16 protein-coding genes are annotated in these 22,866 nt (G+C 64.8%); 11 read left to right on the forward strand and 5 right to left on the reverse strand.

Translation table 11 applies throughout. The features are described 5' to 3' along the window. The first annotated feature begins 63 nt into the window (after nucleotides 1-63). On the forward strand, nucleotides 64-2,538 hold the full coding sequence (locus ASG84_RS19450) for a RelA/SpoT family protein (RefSeq protein WP_200936631.1): 2,475 nt from the start codon (nucleotides 64-66) through the stop codon (nucleotides 2,536-2,538). A gap of 67 nt (nucleotides 2,539-2,605) precedes the next feature. Here ASG84_RS19450 and ASG84_RS19455 read toward each other — a convergent pair whose 3' ends face one another. Continuing rightward, nucleotides 2,606-3,391 carry a peptidylprolyl isomerase gene (locus tag ASG84_RS19455; protein WP_057478643.1) on the reverse strand — a complete coding sequence of 262 codons (786 nt, stop codon included), beginning with the start codon at nucleotides 3,389-3,391 and terminating at the stop codon, nucleotides 2,606-2,608. Beyond that, nucleotides 3,388-4,251, reverse strand: coding sequence for a peptidylprolyl isomerase (locus tag ASG84_RS19460; RefSeq protein WP_057478787.1), 864 nt, complete (start codon nucleotides 4,249-4,251; stop codon nucleotides 3,388-3,390). Before ASG84_RS19460 ends, ASG84_RS19455 begins: the two co-directional genes overlap by 4 nt. Before the next feature lie 192 nt (nucleotides 4,252-4,443). On the opposite strand from ASG84_RS19460, the gene ASG84_RS19465 reads away from it, so the two are divergent. From ASG84_RS19465 to ASG84_RS19475, 3 genes are read left to right on the forward strand one after another with little or no spacing between them, the layout of a single operon-like run. Then, on the forward strand, nucleotides 4,444-5,136 hold the full coding sequence (locus ASG84_RS19465; protein ID WP_057478644.1) for an MBL fold metallo-hydrolase: 693 nt from the start codon (nucleotides 4,444-4,446) through the stop codon (nucleotides 5,134-5,136). Between the two features lie 2 nt (nucleotides 5,137-5,138). Beyond that, nucleotides 5,139-6,410: a histidine--tRNA ligase gene (gene hisS / locus ASG84_RS19470; RefSeq protein ID WP_057478788.1), complete on the forward strand. Its 1,272-nt coding sequence runs from the start codon at nucleotides 5,139-5,141 to the stop codon at nucleotides 6,408-6,410. 52 nt (nucleotides 6,411-6,462) lie between these two features. Next, complete coding sequence (locus tag ASG84_RS19475; protein WP_235581746.1) at nucleotides 6,463-7,053, forward strand: hypothetical protein; 591 nt, start codon at nucleotides 6,463-6,465, stop codon at nucleotides 7,051-7,053. Between the two features lie 11 nt (nucleotides 7,054-7,064). On the opposite strand, the gene ASG84_RS19480 is transcribed toward ASG84_RS19475, so the two are convergent. After that, nucleotides 7,065-7,535, reverse strand: coding sequence for a DUF3237 domain-containing protein (locus ASG84_RS19480; protein WP_032377784.1), 471 nt, complete (start codon nucleotides 7,533-7,535; stop codon nucleotides 7,065-7,067). A gap of 126 nt (nucleotides 7,536-7,661) precedes the next feature. On the opposite strand from ASG84_RS19480, the gene ASG84_RS19485 reads away from it, so the two are divergent. After that, the gene (locus tag ASG84_RS19485) at nucleotides 7,662-8,690 is read left to right on the forward strand and encodes an Rv2578c family radical SAM protein (RefSeq protein ID WP_057478646.1); all 1,029 of its coding nucleotides are present in this window, start codon (nucleotides 7,662-7,664) and stop codon (nucleotides 8,688-8,690) included. A gap of 11 nt (nucleotides 8,691-8,701) precedes the next feature. Here the strand turns inward: ASG84_RS19485 and ypfJ are convergent, their stop codons facing one another. Then, nucleotides 8,702-9,619 carry a KPN_02809 family neutral zinc metallopeptidase gene (gene ypfJ, locus ASG84_RS19490; RefSeq protein WP_057478789.1) on the reverse strand — a complete coding sequence of 306 codons (918 nt, stop codon included), beginning with the start codon at nucleotides 9,617-9,619 and terminating at the stop codon, nucleotides 8,702-8,704. A gap of 169 nt (nucleotides 9,620-9,788) precedes the next feature. On the opposite strand from ypfJ, the gene aspS reads away from it, so the two are divergent. Next, nucleotides 9,789-11,594, forward strand: a complete 1,806-nt coding sequence (gene aspS, locus ASG84_RS19495) for an aspartate--tRNA ligase (RefSeq protein ID WP_057478647.1) — start codon at nucleotides 9,789-9,791, stop codon at nucleotides 11,592-11,594. A 76-nt stretch (nucleotides 11,595-11,670) separates the two neighbouring features. On the opposite strand, the gene ASG84_RS19500 is transcribed toward aspS, so the two are convergent. Further along, complete coding sequence (locus ASG84_RS19500) at nucleotides 11,671-12,681, reverse strand: hypothetical protein (RefSeq protein WP_442970998.1); 1,011 nt, start codon at nucleotides 12,679-12,681, stop codon at nucleotides 11,671-11,673. Nucleotides 12,682-12,971: 290 nt separating this feature from the next. Here ASG84_RS19500 and ASG84_RS19505 point away from each other — a divergent pair, with 290 nt between their 5' ends. The 5 genes from ASG84_RS19505 (at nucleotide 12,972) to ASG84_RS19525 (ending at nucleotide 22,830) form a co-directional block, all read left to right on the forward strand. Further along, entirely contained in the window at nucleotides 12,972-16,361 is a 3,390-nt protein-coding gene (locus ASG84_RS19505; protein WP_057478649.1) for a transglutaminase family protein, read from the forward strand. Nucleotides 16,362-16,486: 125 nt separating this feature from the next. Further along, on the forward strand, nucleotides 16,487-19,150 hold the full coding sequence (locus tag ASG84_RS19510; protein ID WP_057478650.1) for a circularly permuted type 2 ATP-grasp protein: 2,664 nt from the start codon (nucleotides 16,487-16,489) through the stop codon (nucleotides 19,148-19,150). Then, nucleotides 19,150-20,049: a transglutaminase family protein gene (locus ASG84_RS19515; protein ID WP_057478651.1), complete on the forward strand. Its 900-nt coding sequence runs from the start codon at nucleotides 19,150-19,152 to the stop codon at nucleotides 20,047-20,049. Before ASG84_RS19510 ends, ASG84_RS19515 begins: the two co-directional genes overlap by 1 nt. Nucleotides 20,050-20,204: 155 nt before the next feature. Further along, on the forward strand, nucleotides 20,205-21,374 hold the full coding sequence (locus ASG84_RS19520; protein ID WP_057478652.1) for a phosphotransferase: 1,170 nt from the start codon (nucleotides 20,205-20,207) through the stop codon (nucleotides 21,372-21,374). Nucleotides 21,375-21,447: 73 nt separating this feature from the next. Then, nucleotides 21,448-22,830: a replication-associated recombination protein A gene (locus ASG84_RS19525; protein ID WP_057478653.1), complete on the forward strand. Its 1,383-nt coding sequence runs from the start codon at nucleotides 21,448-21,450 to the stop codon at nucleotides 22,828-22,830. The last annotated feature ends 36 nt before the right edge of the window (nucleotides 22,831-22,866 follow it).

Below are 22,866 nucleotides of genomic sequence, written 5' to 3' on the forward strand. Positions count from 1 at the left end.
ACGTAATGCGTTCTCCGGATGCGTCCGGCGACAGCGTGGAGCGCGTGGCAGGAGGTGATGAGAGTGACCCGATACATCGATCAGCCCTTGCCGGATGGGTCGGCCGTCCCCGACAGGCCCGACGTTCCCGATCGGACCGAAGTCGACGTGGTGCCCACGGGCGAGACCGGTTCCGGTGATACCGGCCCCGGTGCCGAGTCCACAGTTACTCCCGGCCCTGCCAACCCTGGTGTTGCGCAGAACGACGCCCAGGCTCCGTCCGGTACGCGCAATTCGGCACCGGTGCCGACATCGGCGTCGCGACGGGTGAGGGCCCGTCTTGCGCGCCGCATCACCGCCGGACGCAGCGCTGCCGTCAAGCCGGTGCTCGAACCTCTCGTCAGCCTGCACCGCGAGCTCTATCCCAAGGCCGATCTCGCGTTGTTGCAGCGGGCCTACGACGTCGCCGATGAGTTGCATGCCTCGCAGATGCGTAAGTCGGGCGATCCTTACATCACCCATCCACTCGCCGTGGCGAACATCCTGGCCGAACTGGGGATGGACACCACGACGTTGGTGGCGGCGCTGTTGCACGACACCGTCGAGGACACCGGGTATTCGCTCGCCAAGTTGACCGAGGAATTCGGCGAGGAGGTATCCCATCTCGTCGACGGGGTCACCAAACTCGACAAGGTCGTTCTCGGAACCGCAGCCGAAGGCGAGACCATTCGCAAGATGATCATCGCGATGGCGCGAGATCCGCGAGTGCTCGTCATCAAGGTGGCAGACCGACTGCACAACATGCGGACCATGCGGTTCCTGCCGCCCGAGAAGCAAGCCCGTAAGGCCAAAGAAACGCTCGAAGTCATTGCGCCGCTTGCTCATCGGCTCGGAATGGCCACGGTCAAGTGGGAGCTCGAAGACCTGGCGTTCGCAATTCTTCATCCCAAGAAGTACGACGAGATCGTGCGTCTCGTCGCCGATCGTGCGCCGTCCCGCGACACCTATCTCGAGAAGGTTCGGGCCGAGATCAACGCGACGCTGGCCGCGTCGAGAATCAGTGCCGTCGTCGAAGGTCGCCCGAAGCACTACTGGTCCATCTATCAGAAGATGATCGTCAAGGGCCGCGATTTCGACGACATCCACGACCTCGTCGGCGTCCGGATTCTGTGCGACGAGATCCGCGACTGCTACGCCGCTGTCGGCGTGGTGCATTCGTTGTGGCAGCCGATGGCGGGCCGATTCAAGGATTACATCGCGCAGCCCCGTTACGGCGTCTACCAGTCTCTGCACACCACGGTGATCGGACCCGAGGGCAAGCCTCTCGAGGTGCAGATCCGTACCCGGGACATGCACCGGACTGCCGAGTTCGGCATCGCTGCGCACTGGCGTTACAAGGAAACCAAGGGCAAGCACTCTCAGGACAACGCCGAGGTCGACGACATGGCGTGGATGCGCCAACTGCTCGACTGGCAGCGTGAAGCCGCCGATCCGGGGGAGTTCCTCGAGTCGTTGCGGTACGACCTCGCGGTCAAGGAGATCTTCGTCTTCACGCCCAAGGGCGACGTTGTCACCTTGCCTGCCGGATCGTGTCCGGTCGACTTCGCCTACGCGGTACACACCGAGGTCGGCCACCGCTGCATCGGCGCACGCGTCAACGGTCGGCTGGTCGCACTCGAACGCACCCTGGACAACGGTGAAGTGGTCGAGGTGTTCACGTCCAAGGCCGCCACCGCCGGACCGAGCCGGGACTGGCAGGGGTTCGTCGCGTCCCCACGAGCGAAGACCAAGATTCGCCAGTGGTTCGCCAAGGAGCGCCGCGAGGAAGCACTCGAGGCCGGCAAGGACGCCATCGCGAAGGAGGTGCGCCGAGGCGGATTGCCGTTGCAGCGGTTGATGAATGCCGAATCGATGTCGGCCATCGCGCACGAATTGCGGTACGTCGACGTCTCGGCGCTCTACACCGCGGTCGGCGAAAATCACGTGTCCGCTCGCCACGTGGTGCAGCGTCTCGTTGCTCACCTCGGGGGTGTCGGCGATGTCGAGGAAGAACTCGCCGAGCGGTCGACTCCGTCGACCATTCCGACCCGGCCGCGGCAGGTCGGCGATGCTGGAGTGTTGGTGACCGGGGCGGACGGCGTCGTCGCCAAACTCGCGAAGTGCTGTACTCCGGTGCCCGGAGACGAGATCCTCGGATTCGTCACCCGCGGAGGTTCGGTCAGCGTGCATCGCACCGACTGCACCAACGCGCGTTCACTCGAGGAGCAGTCCGAGCGGTTCATCGAGGTTCAGTGGGCACCGTCCGCGTCCTCGGTGTTCCTGGTGGCCATTCAGATCGAGGCACTCGACCGCCACCGACTGCTCTCCGATGTGACCAAGGCGCTGGCCGACGAGAAGGTCAACATTCTCTCGGCGTCCGTCGCCACGTCGGGTGACAGGGTTGCGATCAGCAAGTTCACGTTCGAGATGGGCGATCCGAAGCATCTCGGTCACGTGCTGAACGTGGTCCGCAATGTCGAGGGCGTCTACGACGTCTACCGGCTGACTTCGGCCGCCTGAGCGGTCCCGAGAACGACGAGAGGGTGAGCAGAGATTCTCTGCTCACCCTCTCGTGTTTCGAACCGATCTACGCCGTTGCCGACTCCACGATCACCGGGTTCGCAGGCGCGCCGTCCTCGGAGCCTCCGGTCACTCCTCCCGCCGCGATGGCGTCGAGGGTGGCCAGTCCGCTCTCGGAGATGGTGCCGAACACCGTGTACTGCGGCGGCAGCACAGAATCGGCGTACACCAGGAAGAACTGGCTGCCGTTGGTGTCCGGGCCGGCATTGGCCATCGCGAGCGTCCCGCGGGGATACACCACCGGATTCTCGGCCTGCGCGGGATCGGTGTATGCCGTCGTGGGGTACTCGTTGGCGAAGCTGTATCCGGGTCCGCCCCGGCCGGATCCGGACGGATCGCCGCACTGGAGCACCTCGAGGCCCGGTGACGTCGTCAACCGATGGCACGGAGAGCTGTCGAAGTATCCCTGCTGGGCGAGGCTCACGACGCTGTTGACCGTGCACGGTGCCTGCGTCCGGTCCAGCGTGATGTCGATGGGCCCCTGGCTGGTGGCCAGCGCCACGTCGACGGTTCCGAACACGTCCACGGCGTCGACCGGTGGCGGATTCACCTCTTTCGCGGCGGGAGTCTCCGCCGGATAGGCGCAGGAGACCGTGTCGGTCGCCGGCTGCGGTACGGCCGGCAGCGCACCGAAACGAGACAGGTCCAACGCCGGCCGCTGTGTTGTCGTTGCTGCCGGTGTCGACGAGGTTGTTGCCGGAGGCTGGGCAGCGGGTTCGGCCGAGCCGGAGCAGCCGGCCAACACCAACGCGGTAGCCGAGAGCCCGGTCAGGAGGGCAGCGGTGCGGTTCACAGATCGCTCTGCATCGTCGTGATGTCGACCGGCTCGGCGGGAGCCCCGTCGGATGCGCCGCCCTGCGCTCCCTTGGCCGCGATGGCGTCGAGGGTGGCGAGGCCGGTCTCGTCGATCGTGCCGAACGCGGTGTAGGCCGGCGGCAGCTCCGAATCTCCGTACACGAGGAAGAATTGGCTGCCGTTTGTTCCCGGCCCTGCGTTGGCCATCGCCAGCGTTCCGCGCGGGTAGGAGATCGGCGTCTGCGCAGCGGGATCGCCCTCGGCGAACGTGTCGGCGGGGAATTCGTCGGCGAACTGGTACCCCGGTCCACCGCTGCCGGTGCCGGTAGGATCGCCGCACTGCAGCACCTGAAGTCCGGCACCGGTGGTGAGTCGATGACAGGTGGTGCCGTCGAAGTAGCCCTGGTTGGCGAGCGAGACGAAACTGTTCACCGTGCACGGCGACTCGGGGTTGTTCAGAGTCAAACCGATGTTGCCTGCCGTCGTCTCCATGCTGTAGCTCAGCGGCTCGTCGCTGGTGGGGACGTTGTCGGTGCGTGGGGGAGTGTTCTCCTTGGCCGCAGGCTGTGCCGCAGCGAGATAGGAGCAGTTCACCGTTTCGGGCAGGGGCTCGGAACGTCCCGCTGCGATGAGGGAGTCGGCGGGTGCCGACGTCGTCGATCCCTGAGCGGTACTCGCGTCGTCGTCACCGCGGGTCACCACGTACACGACCGAGACGACGGCCACGACTGCGACGACACCGAGAATGGAACCTGCAATCGTCAATTGCTTACGACGCCGCGCTCGTTCCGCGCGCCGTACGAGTTGGCGTTCGAGCTTTCGTTTGGCAGCCTCGCGCCGTTGCTCGTTGCTGGGCAATTCGTGTTCCTCCCGCTTGTCCGAAAATCGACCTCGCCCGCTCGCTGTACGGACCGATCGTGTGGTGACAGGCCGAAAATCGGCCAACGCGAGTGTGCCATCACTGCCTGAGAGCATGCTGGGGGGACCCGATCGGGACGACCCCACTAAGCTTGCTCGGTACTTCGGCCTCAGCCTTTAGGAGCGATTGGTTTGCTCGTCACCGGATTCCCCGCAGGCATGTTTCAGACGAATTGTTACATCCTGGCCCAGGACGACGCGTCCGAGTGCGTCGTCGTCGATCCCGGTCAGGACGCCGCGGATCCGCTGATCGACTTTCTGACACGATCCTCGCTCACTCCCACCGCAGTGCTGCTCACGCACGGCCATCTCGACCACACGTGGTCGGTCGAGCCGATCTGCGCAAAGTACGGCATTTCTGCGTACATCGCACCCGAGGACCGATACATGCTGTCGGACCCGATCAAGGGAACGGGTCCAGCGTTGGCTGCCGTGCTCGGTGACATCGAGTTCCGCGAACCGAACGACGTGATCGAACTCGCCGACGGCGTGGAGCTCGATCTCGCCGGAATCGAGTTCACCGTGGTGCACACGCCCGGGCACACCCAGGGTTCGGTCGTGTTTCTCACCCGGGCCGACGGGCCGGAGGGCGCGGTTCCGCTGGCTCTGACCGGAGACACCCTGTTCGCGGGTTCGATCGGTAGGACAGATCTGCCCGGCGGCGACCACGACCAACTACTTCGTTCCATCGCGACCCGGTTGCTGCCGCTCGGTGACGACACCGTTTTACTGCCCGGGCACGGCGGCCAGAGTTCGATCGGTCAGGAACGGGCGTCCAATCCATTCCTCGTTGGACTCGGCGGCCCCGAGCAAGGGAAGCTGTGAACGTGAGCAAGCCGACCACCTTTTCTGCGCCCAAGGGCATTCCCGACTACTTTCCACCCAACTCGGCCGAGTTCGTCGCCGTGCGAGAGGGGCTGCTCGACGCCGCCCGCAATGCCGGCTACGGACATATAGAACTCCCGATCTTCGAGGACACCGGGCTGTTCGCCCGCGGGGTCGGAGAGTCGACCGATGTGGTGAGCAAGGAGATGTACACGTTCGCCGACCGAGGAGATCGGTCGGTGACGCTGCGTCCCGAGGGCACCGCGGGGGTCATGCGTGCGGTGATCGAGCACGGATTGGATCGGGGCGCACTTCCGGTCAAGTTGGCCTACGCCGGCCCGTTCTTCCGCTACGAGCGCCCCCAGGCCGGGCGGTATCGGCAGCTGCAGCAGGTCGGGGTCGAAGCGATCGGCATCGACGACCCAGCGTTGGACGCCGAGGTCATCGCCGTGGCCGACGCCGGATTCCGAGCCCTCGGGCTCACCGGGTTCCGGCTGGAGATCACCTCGCTCGGTGACGATACCTGCCGCCCCCAGTATCGAGAGTTGTTGCAGCAGTTCCTTTTCACGCTTCCACTGGACGAGGAGACGCGTCGACGCGCCGAGATCAACCCGCTACGGGTTCTCGACGACAAACGGCCGGACGTGCGCGAGATGACCGCGGACGCGCCGTTGATGCTCGATCACCTGTCCGATTCGGCGAAAGAACACTTCGACGAGGTGCTGGCGTATCTGGACGTGATGAACGTTCCGTATCTGGTGAACCCGCGGATGGTGCGCGGGCTGGACTACTACACCAAGACCACGTTCGAGTTCGTGCACGACGGGCTGGGGGCGCAATCCGGCATCGGCGGCGGCGGCCGATACGACGGGCTGATGGAACAGCTGGGCGGGCAAGCGCTGTCGGGCATCGGATTCGGGCTCGGCGTCGACCGCACCGTCCTCGCCTTGGCCGCCGAGGGAAAGACTGCGGGGGCCACGTCTCGGTGTCAGGTGTTCGGCATCCCGATGGGTGCCGCAGCCAAACTGGCGATCGTCGATATCAGCGCGCAGCTACGCGAACGGGGTATCGCCGTGGACATGGCGTTCGGAAATCGCGGTATCAAGGGAGCGATGAAGGCAGCCGATCGATCGGGTGCCCGTTACGCATTGGTGCTGGGCGATCAAGAACTGGCAGCGGAATCGGTTGTGGTGAAGGACCTCTCGAACGGCGAGCAGAGCACTGTCGATTTGGCCGACGTGGTCGACGACCTCGGGGCTCGCCTTGCCCGGTGATTCCGGGTCCAAGGACCCTCGACCAGGCGGGGGCGCGGTAGCCCTCGATCTGGTGTCTGCAGAGTTCCTGGCTCCGCGCCTCCGAAAGATCGCGTTGATCTCGGTGGCGATCGGAATCGTGCTCGCCGTGGTACTCGCACTGGTTGTGCCGGTGTGGGTGGCAGTCCTCGTCGGAGTCGTGGTCGGTGGACCGGCCGCGTTGTCCGGCTGGCTCGGCCTTCGGCGGCGGGTGTGGCTCGACGGTCCGCAACTGTGCGCGCGTGGCGTGCGCACTCGCCGACTGCAGATGCCCGAGGTGGTGACGGCCGAGCTGACGATTCGCACGGCCGGGATCGATCAGATCTCGTTGCGGCTCTACGACGGTCGCACTCGCGTAGTACTACCACTGGCGCTCTACACGAACGGTGGAGGTCGCGAACTGCCGATCCTCGCACTACGCACCCTCGCCGATTCGCTGTGGACCACCGAGCTCGTCCCTGCGGCGGCCATCGCGTCGGTCCTGGTGGATCAGCTACGGGCCGAGGCACGTGACGCCGGACTCGACGAAAGACCCCTCTACCGAGCGATCGAACTGGTTCGCAGCAAGGGCCGCACTCCGCATGCGACGCTGACCGACCGCGAGGTTGCACAGCTGATCCGGTGAGTGAACCGGTATCAAGTCACCAGGAACGCGTCGAGGACCACGGCCTCGGCTGATCGCGAGCCGGAGGTGACGACCAGCGCACGGTTGAGGTAGGTGAACTTCGGAACAGCCGTCGACACACGCAGCGTGCCACGGAAGTAGTAGGTGGCGGGGTCGACTTCCCGATCGGGATCGTCGAGCGCGTCGATGACCTCGGCCGGACCGAACTGAACCCCGCGGTAGTCGAGCGAAAGGTAACCGCCGGTTGCCAATTCGAGGACGAGATCACTGCTGAACTCGGTGCATCCGTCGGGTCGGGTGACGCTGACGACGGTCGATCGGGCAGCCAGAGTGCCCTCGATATCCGGGCCGGGGGCGGCGCCGCCGAGGACGGTGGTGACGACTCGGTCGCCCTCGGGCACCGAACCGATCTCGATGGCCGGTCCCAGTGTGAGTCCCAGGCGCAGAATGGGTTCGAGGGTCGGTGTGTTCGGGGCGGTCACGTGCGGTGCACTCCTTGGATCGGCTTCGGGCCCTACGCTAGCGCTTGTCGCCTGCCGGAACCGAGCGGGGATGCGGGGGAACGATCCGACCTTGACACCGCATAGAACAAATGTTCGACTGTGTGCATGCGATGGGCCGGTCAGACTCTCGATGCCGCGGACGAAGGCGCGCTACCGGGACTCGAACGGTCCGGGCTCGTCCGCAGCGTACAGACTCCGGAATTCGATGGAATCACCTTCCACGAGGTGCTGTGCAAGAGCGCCCTGAACGAGGTTCCCGGTGAATCGCAGGTGCCGTTCTCGTGGACCGTCAATCCGATGCGGGGATGCTCGCATGCGTGCCGATACTGCTTCGCCAGGCCGACACACGAATACCTGGACCTCGATTCCGGCAACGACTTCGACTCGCAGATCGTCGTCAAGACGAACGTTGCGGCCGTCCTACGCAAAGAGCTCGCACGCCGATCCTGGAAGCGGGAGCCGGTGGCGCTCGGTACCAATACCGATCCGTATCAGCGCGCCGAGGGACGGTACCGGTTGATGCCCGGCATCATTCGCGCGTTGACGGAGTCCGGTACGCCGTTCTCGATTCTGACCAAGGGCACCTTGCTGCGTCGCGACCTTCCCTTGTTGACGTTGGCTGCCCAGAACGTCGATGTGCACGTGAGCATCAGCCTCGCCATTCACGACAACGACCTGCAGAAGCAGCTCGAGCCCGGAACCCCCAGTCCGCGAGCGCGATTGGATCTCATCCGTGCGGTCCGCGACGCGGGTCTCGACTGTGGAGTGCTGGTCGCTCCGGTGATTCCCTTCCTCACGGACGGTGCCAAGCAGCTCGACGGGCTGATCGGCGCGCTGGCCGACGCGGGCGCAACGAGTGTGACGGCGTTGCCGATGCATCTACGGTCCAGCACCAAGGATTGGTACATGAGCTGGCTGGTGAAGGAGCATCCGGCGTTGGTTCGGCGCTACCGTCAGCTCTACGGTCATGGGGCTTACGTGACGCCGGAGTACAAGCAGTGGCTACGTAGCCGTATCGACCCGTTGCTCGAGCAGTACGGTTTCGCCGCCGAGCAGACCCGTTCCATGCCCCCCAACGAGCCTGCCGAACCCCGAGCACTGGTCGCCTCGGGACCGGCTCTCACCTTGTTCTGATCGGCATCGGTTCAGGGATTGTTGAGGTCGCGCGCCGAGAAGGTATCGCAGGCCGAGATCTGTCCGGTCTCGTAACCCGCGGTGAACCAGGCCTGGCGCTGAGCGGACGAGCCGTGCGTCCAACCTTCGGGGTTGACCCGGCCGGTCGACGCCTGCTGAATCCGGTCGTCGCCCACCGACGATGCGGCGGAGAGGGCGTCGTCGATGTCGGTGGAGGTCAGCGGTTCGAGGAACGGGACCCCGGTGTCCGGGTCGACGGTCTCGGCTGCGTAATGCGCCCACATTCCCGCATAGCAATCGGCCTGCAATTCCACTTTGACGCCACCGGATTCGGGGCCCTGTGGGTCGGCTTGCGCGCGTCCGATGTCACCCAGCTGATTCTGGATGTGGTGACCGATCTCGTGCGCTACGACGTACTCCTGCGCGAGTGGCCCACCGCTGGAGCCGAATTGATCGACGAGGACCTGAAAGAAGCTGGTGTCGAAATACGCGGTGGAATCTGCCGGGCAGTAGAAGGGTCCGACGGCACTGGTCGCATTGCCGCACCCGGTGTTCGTCGCGCCGGAAAACAGTCTGACGGCGGGTTGGACGTAGGCGACACCGGTCTGTGATTGCAGCTGCGATTCCCAGACTGTGTCCAGGCTCGCCACCGTGAAATCGACTCGGCAGTCGACGTTGCTGTTCGCCTCTGCGACATCACAGTCGAGCGTTCCCGACGCTCCGGAGTCGTTCTGTCCGGCGGAACTGTCGCCGCCGCTGATCTGATTCAGGATTGCGCCGGGGTCGCCGCCGAACAGCAGGGCCAGGACGATGACGACCAGGCCGCCCGCACCGCCTCCGATGGCCAACTTGCCGCGTCCGCCGCCCCCTCCGCTACCGCCGACGGATACTCGGCCCGGTTCCGATTGCGAACCTTCTCTGAACGTCATGCTGGAGTTCCCCTCCGCCGAGCGCGCATCTGTGATGCGAACCGATACCGCCACTGTCGGCCTTAGCTTCGCATGCCGGGACGGGATCTCGTTTCCTTCTGGGGTGATGTGCTCCGTAGGATCGGTGAGCGAAGAACACGATCAGCGGATTTTTCTCGAAAGGACACCCGTGCTGCGCACCCACCTCGCCGGCTCATTACGCCCCGAGCACGTCGACCGAACCGTGACGCTGACGGGATGGGTGGCCCGTCGACGCGATCATGGCGGCGTCATCTTCATCGATCTTCGTGACGCCTCCGGTGTGTCTCAGGTCGTCTTCCGCGAGGGAGCAGCACTCGAGCAGGCACACCGACTGCGCGCCGAGTACGTGGTGAAGGTGACCGGCAAGGTCGAGGGTCGCCCCGAGGGCAACGCGAACTACGAGATCCCCACCGGTGCCATCGAGGTCGAGGCGTCCGAGATCGAGGTCTTGTCCGAGGCCGCTCCGCTGCCGTTCCAACTCGACGATCAGCCCGGCGAGGAAGCGCGACTCAAGTACCGCTACCTCGACCTGCGTCGTGAGGGTCCCGGCCATGCCATTCGGCTGCGTTCGCACGTCAATGCTGCCGCCCGGTCGGTTCTGGCGCACCACGAGTTCGTCGAGGTCGAGACCCCGACGCTGACGCGTTCCACGCCCGAAGGCGCCCGAGACTTCCTCGTTCCTGCTCGTCTGCAGCCGGGTAGCTTCTACGCTCTGCCGCAGAGCCCGCAGCTGTTCAAGCAGTTGTTGATGGTCGGCGGTATCGAGCGGTACTACCAGATCGCCCGGTGCTACCGAGACGAGGATTTCCGCGCCGACCGTCAGCCGGAGTTCACTCAGCTCGACGTCGAGATGAGCTTCGTCACCCAAGATGACGTCATCTTGTTGGCCGAGGAAATTCTGGCGTCGCTGTGGAAGCTCGTCGGGCATCACTTCACCGCACCGATTCCGCGGATCACCTACGCCGAGGCCATGCGCCGTTACGGCTCCGACAAGCCCGATCTTCGGTTCGACATCGAACTGGTCGAGTGCACGGACTTCTTCTCCGAGACCACCTTCCGGGTGTTCCAGGCTCCCTACGTCGGCGCAGTCGTCATGCCCGGCGGTGCGTCGCAGCCCCGTAAGCAGCTCGACCGTTGGCAGGAATTCGCCAAGCAGCGTGGGCACAAGGGCCTGGCCTACGTGCTGGTCGGTGAAGACGGCACCCTCGGCGGCCCGGTCGCGAAGAACCTGACCGACGCCGAACGCGACGGCTTGGCCGCACACGTCGGCGCGAAGAACGGCGACGCGATCTTCTTCTCCGCCGGACCCGTCAAGGCCTCCCGCGGGCTGCTCGGCGCAGTGCGCGGCGAGATCGCCCGCAAGCTCGACCTGATCGATCCGAAGGCCTGGGCATTCGTCTGGGTCGTCGACGCCCCACTGTTCGAGCCGACGTCCGACGCCACGGCCAGCGGTGACGTAGCCGTCGGATCCGGCGCGTGGACCGCTGTGCACCACGCGTTCACCTCGCCGAAGCCGGAGTCGATGGACACATTCGACACCGATCCCGGGTCTGCTCTCGCCTATGCCTACGACATCGTCTGCAACGGCAACGAGATCGGCGGCGGCAGTATTCGTATCCACCGCAAGGACATTCAGGAACGAGTGTTCGCGATCATGGGTATAGGCAAGGAAGAAGCTCAGGAGAAGTTCGGCTTCCTCCTCGATGCCTTCTCCTACGGCGCACCGCCGCACGGCGGAATTGCATTCGGCTGGGATCGCATCACCGCGCTGCTCGCCGGAGTCGATTCCATCCGTGAGGTCATCGCATTCCCGAAGTCCGGTGGCGGCATCGACCCGTTGACCGACGCGCCTGCTCCGATCACGCCGCAGCAGCGCAAGGAATCGGGCGTCGACTTCAAGCCGGAGAAGAAGGAAGAGTCTCCGGCTGCGACCGAGACTGTGGCCGACGCGTAACTGTCGTCCTGCGAACGTCGATGTCCCCGTAACGCCGAGCGTTACGGGGACATTCGTTCTTGGTGGAGCGGTTGGATCAGCGGGCCGGGGACACCGGCGCGCCGGTGAGCACGCGGTAGGCGTAGTTGATGGCGACCACCGAGACCGGGATTGTCACCAGGAGACCCAGGCCGCACAGCAACCCGCCGACTATGTTGATCGCGGCAAGTGCCAGAAGGAGCAACACGAGTGGTCCGAAATTCTTGACGGTGAGGTCGAAGCTGGACTTGATTGCAGTGACAGCTTGCTCGTTTCGATCGAGCAGAAATGTCAGCGAGAAGGACAGTAGGAAGCCGAACACGATGGTGAGCAAGGTTCCCAGGAACGGAATGAACGACAGGACGACAGTGAGCACCGTCCAGATCAACGCCAGCACGGCAATCTGTGGAACGTTGGTGAGCTGGAAGAATCGCCCGAACGCAGGCTTCTCGGGACCGCCGGTTTCATCCAACGCTCCACGCACGAATGCTGCGTTGACGAAGTAGGACACAAAGGTCCCGAAGGCCGTGACCACGATGAACACGCCGGACGTCGTGGCGACGGCCGCGCTTTCACCTCGGTCCGCGGCTGCGATTGCGGCAGTGAGGGTCGACGCGAACGTGAAGATGAACACGGCCACGCCGACGGCCCATACGATTGCTGTGATTCCCAGCCACGGTCCGGCGTTGGCCTTGAACTTGTCGAAGCCGTAGCTCAGCGCCGCACCGACGTCGAGGCGCCCAGGATTGGGGGCCATCGGTGCCGGACCGTAGCCCTGGTTTCCGTAATTCCCGTAGTTTCCGGGAGGCGGTGGGTAGGCACCTGGCGGCGGTGGGTATCCACCAGGAGTGCCACCGGGGGGTGGGTATCCACCAGGAGTGCCACCGGGGGGTGGGTAGTTTCCGGGCGGAGGGGGATATTGACCGGGTGCGCCGCCCTGGGGTGGGTAGTTCCCAGGAGGTGGGTAGCCGCCAGGAGGGGGATAGCCACCGGGAGCTGGGTAACCGCCCGGTGTGGGATAACCACCGGGCGGCGGGTAGCCGCTGCCAGGCGGCTGGGGTTTGTTCAGGTTCGGCTGGTCCGGGTTGGGGTCGCCACCGTATTGCGGTCCATCGGGCGGGTTTTCATTCACGTTTTACCCTTCGGTGTCTAGCGAAGTACGTCGACGATTCGTCGTTTTTCAGGCTGAGCGAACCGTAGACAGTTCTGGGTGTCAAGGCGTCGATATTCGGACGGTGCGGGGCTCGGAAATGTTCCAGTACGCGTGCACCGATCGCGAATTCTTGCCGAGCGGACCCGGCTCGGCCCTACTAGGGTTGGGTGTTCCACCCATACCGGGACTATCACGAGGGGCTCGCCGTGGGCATCAAGGTTGCACTCGAACACCGCACCAGCTACCAGTTCGACCGCACTGTCAAGATCTTTCCGCATGAAATCCGGTTGCGCCCGGCGCCCCATTCGCGCACACCGATCGAGGCGTACTCGCTGAAAATCGAACCAGCGGAACATTTCGTCAACTGGCAGCAGGACGTCTTCGGCAACTTCCTTGCTCGGGTGGTGTTTCCCGAACGCACCGACCGGATGTCGATCACGGTGGGTCTCGTCGCAGACATGGCGTCGATCAACCCGCTGGACTTCTTCGTCGAAGAATGGGCCGAACACTTCGGATTCGCGTACGAGGAGCACGACCTTCCTGATCTGGAGCCGTACCTGCGTCCGGTGGACGAGGACAAGGCCGGCTCGGGCCCGGGTCCCGTGGTCTCGGCCTGGGTGGAGAAGCTGCAGGCGGCCGTAGTCGAACGCGGAGAGTCGTTGCGCACCATCGACTTTCTCGTCATGGCAAATCAGGCCGTGATGAGTGACGTCGGGTACTCCGTGCGGATGGAGCCCGGGGTGCAGACGCCCGATCTGACACTGACGTCCGCTGTCGGGTCGTGCCGTGACTCGGCGTGGTTGCTGGTTTCGGTGCTGCGCCAGATGGGTCTTGCCGCGCGTTTCGTCTCCGGGTATCTCGTTCAGTTGTCCTCGGACGTCAAGTCGTTGGACGGTCCGTCCGGTCCTGTCGAGGACTTCACCGATCTGCACGCGTGGACCGAGGTGTACCTGCCCGGGGCGGGTTGGGTCGGGATGGATCCGACGTCGGGTCTGTTCGCGGGCGAGGGACACATCCCACTGTCGGCGACCCCGCACCCGTCGACGGCCGCCGCGATCTCCGGTGCGACGAGCAAATGCAAAGCCGAACTGGACTTCTCGAACACTGTTGTCCGCGTGCACGAGGATCCGCGAACGACGTTGCCCTACACGGCCGATCAGTGGGAATCGATCAAGGTCACGGCGGAGAAGATCGACAAGCGGATGCATGATCAGGACATTCGGTTGACGGTCGGTGGTGAACCGACGTTCGTGGCGATCGAGAATCAGGAAGCCCCGGAGTGGAACACCACAGCCGACGGCCCACACAAGCGAAAACTGGCCAGTGTCTTGGCCGAACGCCTCCGGACCATCTACGCACCGGACGGATTGGTACAGCGCAGTCAAGGCAAGTGGTACCCCGGCGAGCCGCTGCCCCGATGGCAGGTGGGATTGTTCTGGCGTACCGACGGCCAAGCCCTCTGGCACGATTCCGACCTGATCGCAGATCCCTGGTTGGCCGAGGACCTTCGCCCGGAGCCGGTGAACAATTCGGCGTCACAGGAACTGATCGACGAGTTGGTCAAGGCACTCGGACTGCCTGCCTCACAGGCGCGTCCTGCCTACGAGGATCCGTTGGTGAAGCTGCTGGACCTGGTTCGTCAGCCCTACGGGGACCCGCCCGCCGACGACGAGGACCTCGAACCCGGAACCGATTCCGCGGACGCGAGACAGCGACTGCTCGAGCGGCTCGATTCCAGCACCGACGAGCCCGCCGCGTTCGTGTTACCGATATCACGGACCGACGACGGCTCCGGCTGGGAGAGCGCTGACTGGAAGTTGCGCCGAGGCCGAATAGTGTTGTTGGAGGGTGATTCTCCCGCTGGTCTACGTTTGCCGCTCCGCGCGATCTCCTGGGACGGCGGTCCGGTCGAGAATCCGTCCGATCCCACCGCACCGACTCCCGATCTACCCGTCCCGCAATTGATGCAACAACCGCCGCGTGCAGTTGACCCGGCCGAGTCGCGGTACGCGCAGTTGGTGAACGAGACGTCCGGGGTGGGCGGCACAGCCGTGACCGCGTTGGTCGCCGAGGTCCGCGACGGCGTGCTGCACGTGTTCATGCCGCCGATGGATCGTCTGGACGATTTCGTCGACCTCGTCTCGCGCGTCGAGCACGCGGCCTCGGCCATCGACACACCGGTCGTCATCGAAGGTTACGGTCCGCCGTCGGATCCGCGCATCCAAACCCTTACCGTCACACCGGATCCCGGTGTGATCGAGGTCAACGTTCAGCCGACGTCTTCGTGGGCCGAACAGAACGAGCTCATGGAACGCCTGTACCTCGAGGCGCGAAAGTCCCGGTTGAGTACCGAAGGATTCGACAACGACGGCACCACTCGCGGAACCGGCGGTGGCAACCACATCACCCTCGGCGGGGTCACACCCGTGGACTCGCCGGTGCTACGTCGACCTGACCTGCTGGTGTCGTTGCTGACACACTGGCAACGGCACCCGTCGTTGTCGTACTTGTTCTCGGGACGTTTCATCGGAACCACGTCGCAGGCACCTCGTGCCGACGAGGGTCGTGAGGAATCGCTCTACGAGCTCGAGGTCGCGTTCAGCGAGATCAAGCGACTGACCGATGCAGATCGATCCGCGTCGCCCTGGGTCGTCGACCGCGCGCTGCGGCACCTGCTCACCGACATCACCGGGAACACGCACCGTGCCGAGTTCTGCATAGACAAGCTCTACAGCCCCGACTCCACCCGAGGCCGACTGGGACTGCTCGAACTGCGCGGGTTCGAGATGCCGCCGCATCATCAGATGGCAATGGTGCAGTCTTTGCTCGTGCGTTCGATGGTGTCCCGGTTCTGGGACACCCCGCTTCAGGCACCGCTGATTCGGCACGGTGCGAATCTGCACGGGCGGTACATGCTGCCGCACTTCGTCATCAACGACATCGGCCGCGTGGTCGAGGACCTTCGCGAACACGGGATCGAGTTCGACACCAGCTGGCTCGACCCGTTCACCGAGTTCAGATTCCCCAGGATCGGAACCACGGTGGTCGGCGATGCCGAGATCGAGTTACGAGGGGCGATCGAGCCGTGGAACACCCTCGGTGAGGAATCGACGTCCTCGGGAACGGCGCGCTACGTGGACTCCTCGGTGGAGCGAATCCAGGTGCAGGTGGCCGGAGCCGATGCGGGTCGTTATCTGTTGACGTGCAATGGGGTGCCGGTGCCACTGCTGCGCACCGATCGACAGGATGTTCAGGTCGCTGGGGTGCGGTATCGCGCATGGCAGCCGCCGAGCGCTCTGCACCCGACGATCGAGGTACAGAGTCCGCTGCGTTTCGATCTCGTCGAGATGCAGACCGGACGTGCGGTGGGCGGTTGCTCGTACCACGTCGTTCATCCGGGTGGGAGGTCGTACGACGGCCCACCCGTCAACTCCGTCGAGGCCGAAGCACGCCGTAACGGCCGCTTCGAGGAGGGGGGGTTCACCTCGGGCAAGGTGGACGTAGCAAGATTGCTCGAGATACACGCTCGACAGGCGATCGATGTGAGTGCTCCCGGCATGTTGGACCTGCGCCGAACAGGAGTTCACACGCCCTGACGCGTGCCTGCACAACAGAACGAGTCGACCGGTAGCGATCTCGGTCCGACGCGCATCGGAAGAATTCGGTCACGAACTCGTCCGGTGCCGGAGGGTGATCGACCGACGGAAGGAACAGCGGCTCGATGGTGCCCGTAGATACTGCCCTCAGTGGTGCCGGTCGGAACGAACCTGTGACGGGCGAAGCCGGGTCGCCCTGGCTTGCTTATCGGGGTCGGCGTGAGGCCGTGATCGGTCGGGCAGATCGTTTCGACGAGATGCTCGATCCCGACGGCACCGTGCGTCCGCATTGGGCGGGGTTGATCGACGGGATGCGCGAGGCCGGTTCAGGCGCCATGCAGACGTTGCAGTCACGTGTCAGCCGACTCGTCGATGACCATGGCATCACGTACAACCCCATTCCGACCGGCGGTTCCGAGTCGGTGCCCAGTGCAGTTCGGTGGGGTTTGGACAGCGTTCCGTTGGTGGTCGCGGCCGACGAGTGGGACCGTCTGGAAGCCGGTTTGGTTCAGCGGTCGATGTTGCTCGATGCGGTGCTCACCGATATCTACGGTGCCCAGGAGACCGTCAGGCAGGGGTTGATTCCACCGGAGCTGATCTTCGGCAACCCGGGCTATCTGCGGACGGCGCACGCGATCACCATCCCGGGTCCGCATCAATTGTTCATGCATGCCGCCGACGTCGCCCGCGGCTCCGACGGTCGATTCCAGGTCGCCGCGGACCGAACTCAGGCACCGTCCGGTGTGGGGTACGCGCTGGCGGATCGGCGAGTGATGTCGCGCGCAATGCCCGAGCTGTTCCAGGAGAGCAACCCCAGGCCGCTCTCGACGTTCGCGCGCGCGGTTCGGTTGGCACTGCGCGATGCTGCTCCCGCGTCGGCCGAGGATCCGGTGGTGGTTGTTCTGAGCCCCGGTTCGCATTCGGAGACTGCATTCGATCAGGCTTATCTCGCAACGGTTCTCGGCTTCCCGCTGGTGGAGAACGCCGATCTCGTCGTTCGGGACGGATGCCTGTGGATGCGATCGCTCGGCAAGCTCCGCAGGGTCGATGTGGTGCTCCGTCGGGTAGATGCCGAGTTCGCCGATCCACTGGACCTGCGTCCGGACTCGCATCTGGGTGTGGTGGGCCTGGTCGAGGTGCTGCGACGCGGTGCTGTCAGTGTGGTCAACACACTCGGCAGTGGGGTGCTCGAGAACCCTGCACTGCTTCCGTTGCTGCCTGCGCTGAGCCGGGCGCTGCTGGACGAAGATCTGGTTCTCGGCTCGGTTCCCACCTATTGGGGCGGTGACCCGAATCAGCTCTCGCACATCGGCAATCGGCTGCGTTCGCTCGTGCTGCGGTCGACCACATCGCGTCGCACGGTGGTAGGACACGACCTCACGGACGCAGGAGCTCGCGACTTGTGGGATCGAATCGTGGCCGAGCCCTGGAAGTGGACCGGCCAGGAAGTGCCGGAATTCTCGTTGGCTCCCGTCGGTGCGTCGATCGGCGGGGCAGCGGGAGAACAGTTGGCCGTTGCCCCAGCTCAAGTGGGGATGAGACTGTTCACCGTCGCTCAGCGCGGTGGATACACCCCGATGCGCGGTGGATTGGGTCAGGTGGTGATCACGGCTCCGGTCACCGACCCGCTCATCACGGTGGCCTCGAAGGATGTCTGGGTCAAGTCTTTGGAACGGGTCACTCCGGCCGATTCTGCGCCGCACACCCCGCCTGCGACGGCGGAAGAGCTGCCGCAGTACGCCGCGTCGAACGTCGATGTGGTCAGCTCACCACGTGTGCTGGGCGATCTGTTCTGGTTCGGTCGCTACACCGAACGTGCCGAGGACATGACTCGCCTGCTGATCGCGGCACGCGAACGTAATCAGGACTACCGCTCCATGCCGTGGTTGGAGGGCAGCGAAAGCCTGCCGATTCTGCTCGAAGCGGTCACCAAGGTCTCGCGGACCGGACCGGGATTTCTCGACGAGAAGACCCGCGCCGACGCGATGATCGAGATGCGTTCACTGATGCTGTCCGCGGCCCGCCTCGGATCGCTGGCGCAATCGGTGGACCGGATGCAGCAGGCGGCACGAGCGGTGCGCGATCAGCTCTCGAACGACACCTGGGCCGTGCTCAACCGCATCGACACCGCGCTCGAAGAATTGGCGGAATCACCGGTCAACAACGGTGCCCAACTGGCCGCGTCGCAATCGAGCGTGTTGCGAGGACTGCTCGCAGTGTCCGGATTGGCGTCGGAGTCGATGGTTCGCGATGCCGGCTGGTACCTGATGGACGCCGGTAAGCGGATCGAACGTGGTCTGCAGCTCACAGCGTTGGTTTCTGCAACACTGAGCCACGCCCTCACTCCGTCCACCGAACAGGCCGTCATCGATTCGGTGTTGTCGGCGGCCGAGTCCTCGGTGATCTATCGCCGACGCAACAGTGGCCGCGCACGTCCGGCAGCTGTTGCGCAGCTGCTGCTGTTCGACGAGGGAAACCCGCGAGCGCTGGTGTATCAGCTCGATCGTCTTCGCGACGACCTGGGATCGCTGCCCGATGCCTCGGGTACCTCACGGCCCGAGCAACTCGTCGAACAGATGCGGGTGCGGTTGCGCCGCGTGGACCCGGGCGATCTCGAATCGGTCGACGCCAACGGTCGCCGGGTAGACCTGATCGAGTTGGTGGACGGCATCCACGATTCCCTCGAGGAACTCTCTCGCGTCGTGCTAGCAACTCACATGTCGTTGCCGGGTGGCACGCAGCCGTTGTGGGGTAGCTCGAACATCCGGACTGCGAACGGGGTGCGGTGATGAGTCGTCGGTACCGAATCAAGCACATCACGACCTACACCTACTCCGATCGCGTGTCCTCGTCGTACGGTCGAGGATTTCTCGCGCCGCGAGACATGGACGGCCAACACTGCATGGAGAAATCCGTCATCGTGGAACCTGCGCCGACCGATCAGTCCTTCGGGGTCGACGTTTACGGCAACGAGGACGTGTACTTCCACGTGACGCACGATCACGAGAAGTTGGTGGTGACGGCGGACTCTCTGGTGGAGGTATATCCGCGGCCGGCGGACGAGACCACGTCGTGGCCGGCAACCGCGCCGTGGGAGTCCGCTCGGATGGCGCGGTTCGACCCCACCGTGCCGGCGGATCCGGCCCGCGCGTGTGCAGTGGAATTCGCTCTGGATCTTCCCTCTCCGGAGATCACCGACGACGTGCGTGCGTATGCGGCACCCAGCTTCTGGCCGGATCGACCGCTGGCGGACGTCATCGTCGATCTGACGCATCGTATTTTCACCGACTTTCGGTATCTGTCCGGTTCCACGACGGTCTCGACCACCGTGGCCGATGTACTGGCCGCACGGTCGGGCGTGTGCCAGGATTTCGCTCGACTGGCCATTGCGTGCCTGCGTTCGCAGGGTCTGGCTGCGAGGTACGTGTCGGGATATCTTGCAACCGAACCCCCGCCCGGCAAGGAACGCATGATCGGGGTCGATGCAACCCACGCGTGGGCCGCGGTGTGGATGCCGAACGATCGGTGGCTCGCGTTCGATCCCACCAACGACCAGTTGGTCGACGAGCGGTACGCGACGGTGGCGTGGGGGCGTGACTACGCCGACGTGCCGCCCCTGCGCGGGATCATCTACACCGAGGCGGAGGAGAGCACCATCGCCGTGTCGGTGGATGTTGCACCCCAGTAGCGAACCCTGCATAATTCGATGGTTCGGGGGTAACCGACCATCTGGTCGAATCTGGGGATGTGACGTGCGAAAAGCCGCAAACAGGACAATCGTGTCTCATTCGTAGTCGTCGACACAGCACGGAAAATCGCAGCGAACAGGTAGCTTGGACATCGATGACCGCAACACTGGCAGACCCTGTATCAGAGGTAGTAGCAGCAGCGCAGCGCCTCCTCGCCAAGCGCACCGGAGCTCCGGTGACGCTGATCGACCCGGTGAACCTGGGCGGTAGCGGCCAGGCGATCGTATTGCGAGTCAAGGTCTCGGAGAACCCCTTTCAGCTGCCTCGGACCCTGGTGCTCAAGCAGGTGCGGGACGTGACCGGCGAGTCGGAACTGCATACCGAACTGGCCCACATCGCAGGGTCGAGTGCATTCCTGCGGGAGGCAGCCTCGTACCAGTTCGCCAATGCTCTGGCCACCGACAGCAGGCCGGGGCCGGAACTGCACGCATACGACCTCGACGCACGGTTGCTCGTACTCAGCGACCTCGGTGACGCCAGCCCCATCACATCTCTGTTGCGAAATTCGGACGAGGCGGCAGTGACCAACTCGCTGATGGCCATGGCCCAGGCGCTCGGCCGAATGCATGCCGCGACCGTCGGCCGAGAGGACGATTTCGCAGCCCTGCTCCGGCGCGTAGGGCAGCCCGACACCACGGACGGAATCTCCGCGCAGATCCCCGATGCACTGGCCGAAGTTCCCGAATTGTTGGCCGGCTTGCCGGGGGTGGGTCCCACCCCGGCTGCGCTGCTCGATCGGGTGTCTCGCAGTGGACGGCTGTTCGCGCACGGGGCCTTCCGGGCTTTCAGTCCGTCCGATCTGTGTCCCGACAACATCATCGTCAACGACGAAGGTGTCCGTTTTCTCGACTACGAGTGGGGCGGATTCCGCGACGCCACCCTCGACATCACCTACGCGCTGGCCTCGTTCCCGGGCTGCCTGTGCAGCTTCGAGCTCACGCACGAACGCGAGCAGGCGATGATCGATGCATGGCGTTCGGAGGTCGTCGGGATCTGGCCTGCGCTGGCCGACGACACCGCCCTGGCGAGCAAGATCCTCGACGCGCGGCTGATCTGGGTATGGCTGACCACGTACTGGTTCCTCCCGGACGACCACACGCGCATTGCCGCGGCGCGGGCACATCACCTCTCGGTTCCGCGGTCGCAGGCGCTCGTTTCCCGATGGTCCGTGTTGGCCGACAGTGCCGAACGGGCCGGTGAGACCGGCATCGCCGAGTACGCGGCATCCGTCGTGACCGCGTTGCGGGCGAAGTGGGAGCGGTAGCCACGACGTCGTTCGCCTTCTCGGCAGCACGATCGGTAGCGTTCGACCGGTGAGTGGCGGCTTCGGAAGTGACATGTCGGGCAGTGATGTTTCGAGCAGCGACGACCCCGGCGATGGTCTCTTCGATACCCCGGCACCCCCGGAGGCGACGATCGCCGAGTCCCGGCCGACCTCGACCTACGTCCGGCCCGACGCGCCGCTGGCGGTGAGGATGCGTCCGACAACCCTCGACGAGGTGGTCGGACAGTCTCATCTACTGGCTCCCGGTGCACCGTTGCGTCGGTTGGTCGAGGGATCCGGTGCGTCGTCGGTGATGCTCTACGGTCCGCCGGGAACCGGAAAGACGACGCTCGCGTCGTTGATTTCCGGAGCCACTGGACGAAAGTTCGAGGCGTTGTCGGCCCTGTCGGCAGGTGTGAAGGAAGTGCGTAACGTCATCGAACTCGCGCGACGCCGGTTGCTGTCCGGCGAACAGACCGTGCTGTTCATCGACGAGGTGCACCGCTTCTCCAAGACGCAGCAGGACGCACTGCTCGCAGCCGTCGAGAACCGAATCGTGTTGCTGGTGGCGGCGACCACCGAGAATCCGTCGTTCTCGGTGGTGTCGCCTCTGCTGTCGCGGTCGCTGGTGTTGCAACTCCAACCGTTGGGATCCGACGACATCGAGTTGCTGTTGACGCGCGCCGCCAACGACCCGCGCGGTCTGGACGGTGCGGTGACGATCGCCGAGGACGCGATGGATCACCTGGTGCGTCTCGCGGCCGGTGACGCCCGCCGAGCGTTGACGGCCCTCGAGGCGGCAGCGGGTGCCGCGACCGACGGAACGCTGGACCTCGCGACGGTCGAGGCCAGTGTCGACAAGGCCGCCGTCCGCTACGACCGCGACGGAGACCAGCACTACGACGTCATCAGTGCGTTCATCAAGTCGATCAGAGGGTCCGACGTCGACGCCGCTTTGCATTATCTGGCGCGCATGATCACCGCGGGAGAGGACGCGCGGTTCATCGCCCGACGTTTGGTGGTGCACGCCAGCGAGGACATCGGAATGGCCGATCCGACGGCACTGCAGACGGCGACGGCTGCGGCGAACGCCGTACAGATGATCGGCATGCCCGAGGCGAGGTTGGCGCTTGCGCAGGCCACCATCCACCTGGCCACCGCGCCGAAGTCGGGCGCGGTGATCGCGGCTCTCGGTGCGGCCATGGCCGATGTTGCGGCCGGAAAGTCGGGCTCGGTACCGCCGCATCTGCGCGACGGGCACTACAAGGGAGCTCAGGGGTTGGGGAATGCCGTCGGATACAAGTACCCGCACAGCAGTCCGGGCGGCGTGCTGGGGCAGCAGTATCCACCGGATGAATTGGTGGGCGTGAACTATTACGAGCCCACCGAACACGGTGCCGAGCGGGAAATTGCGACCCGGGTGGGGAAACTGCGCCGCATCATCCGAGGCCGATAGGCCCTCGATTCGGCACAGGGTCTCGGACGCTAACCT

Origin of the sequence: Rhodococcus sp. Leaf278, assembly GCF_001426085.1 — a bacterium.
Taxonomy (GTDB): Bacteria; Actinomycetota; Actinomycetes; order Mycobacteriales; family Mycobacteriaceae; genus Rhodococcoides.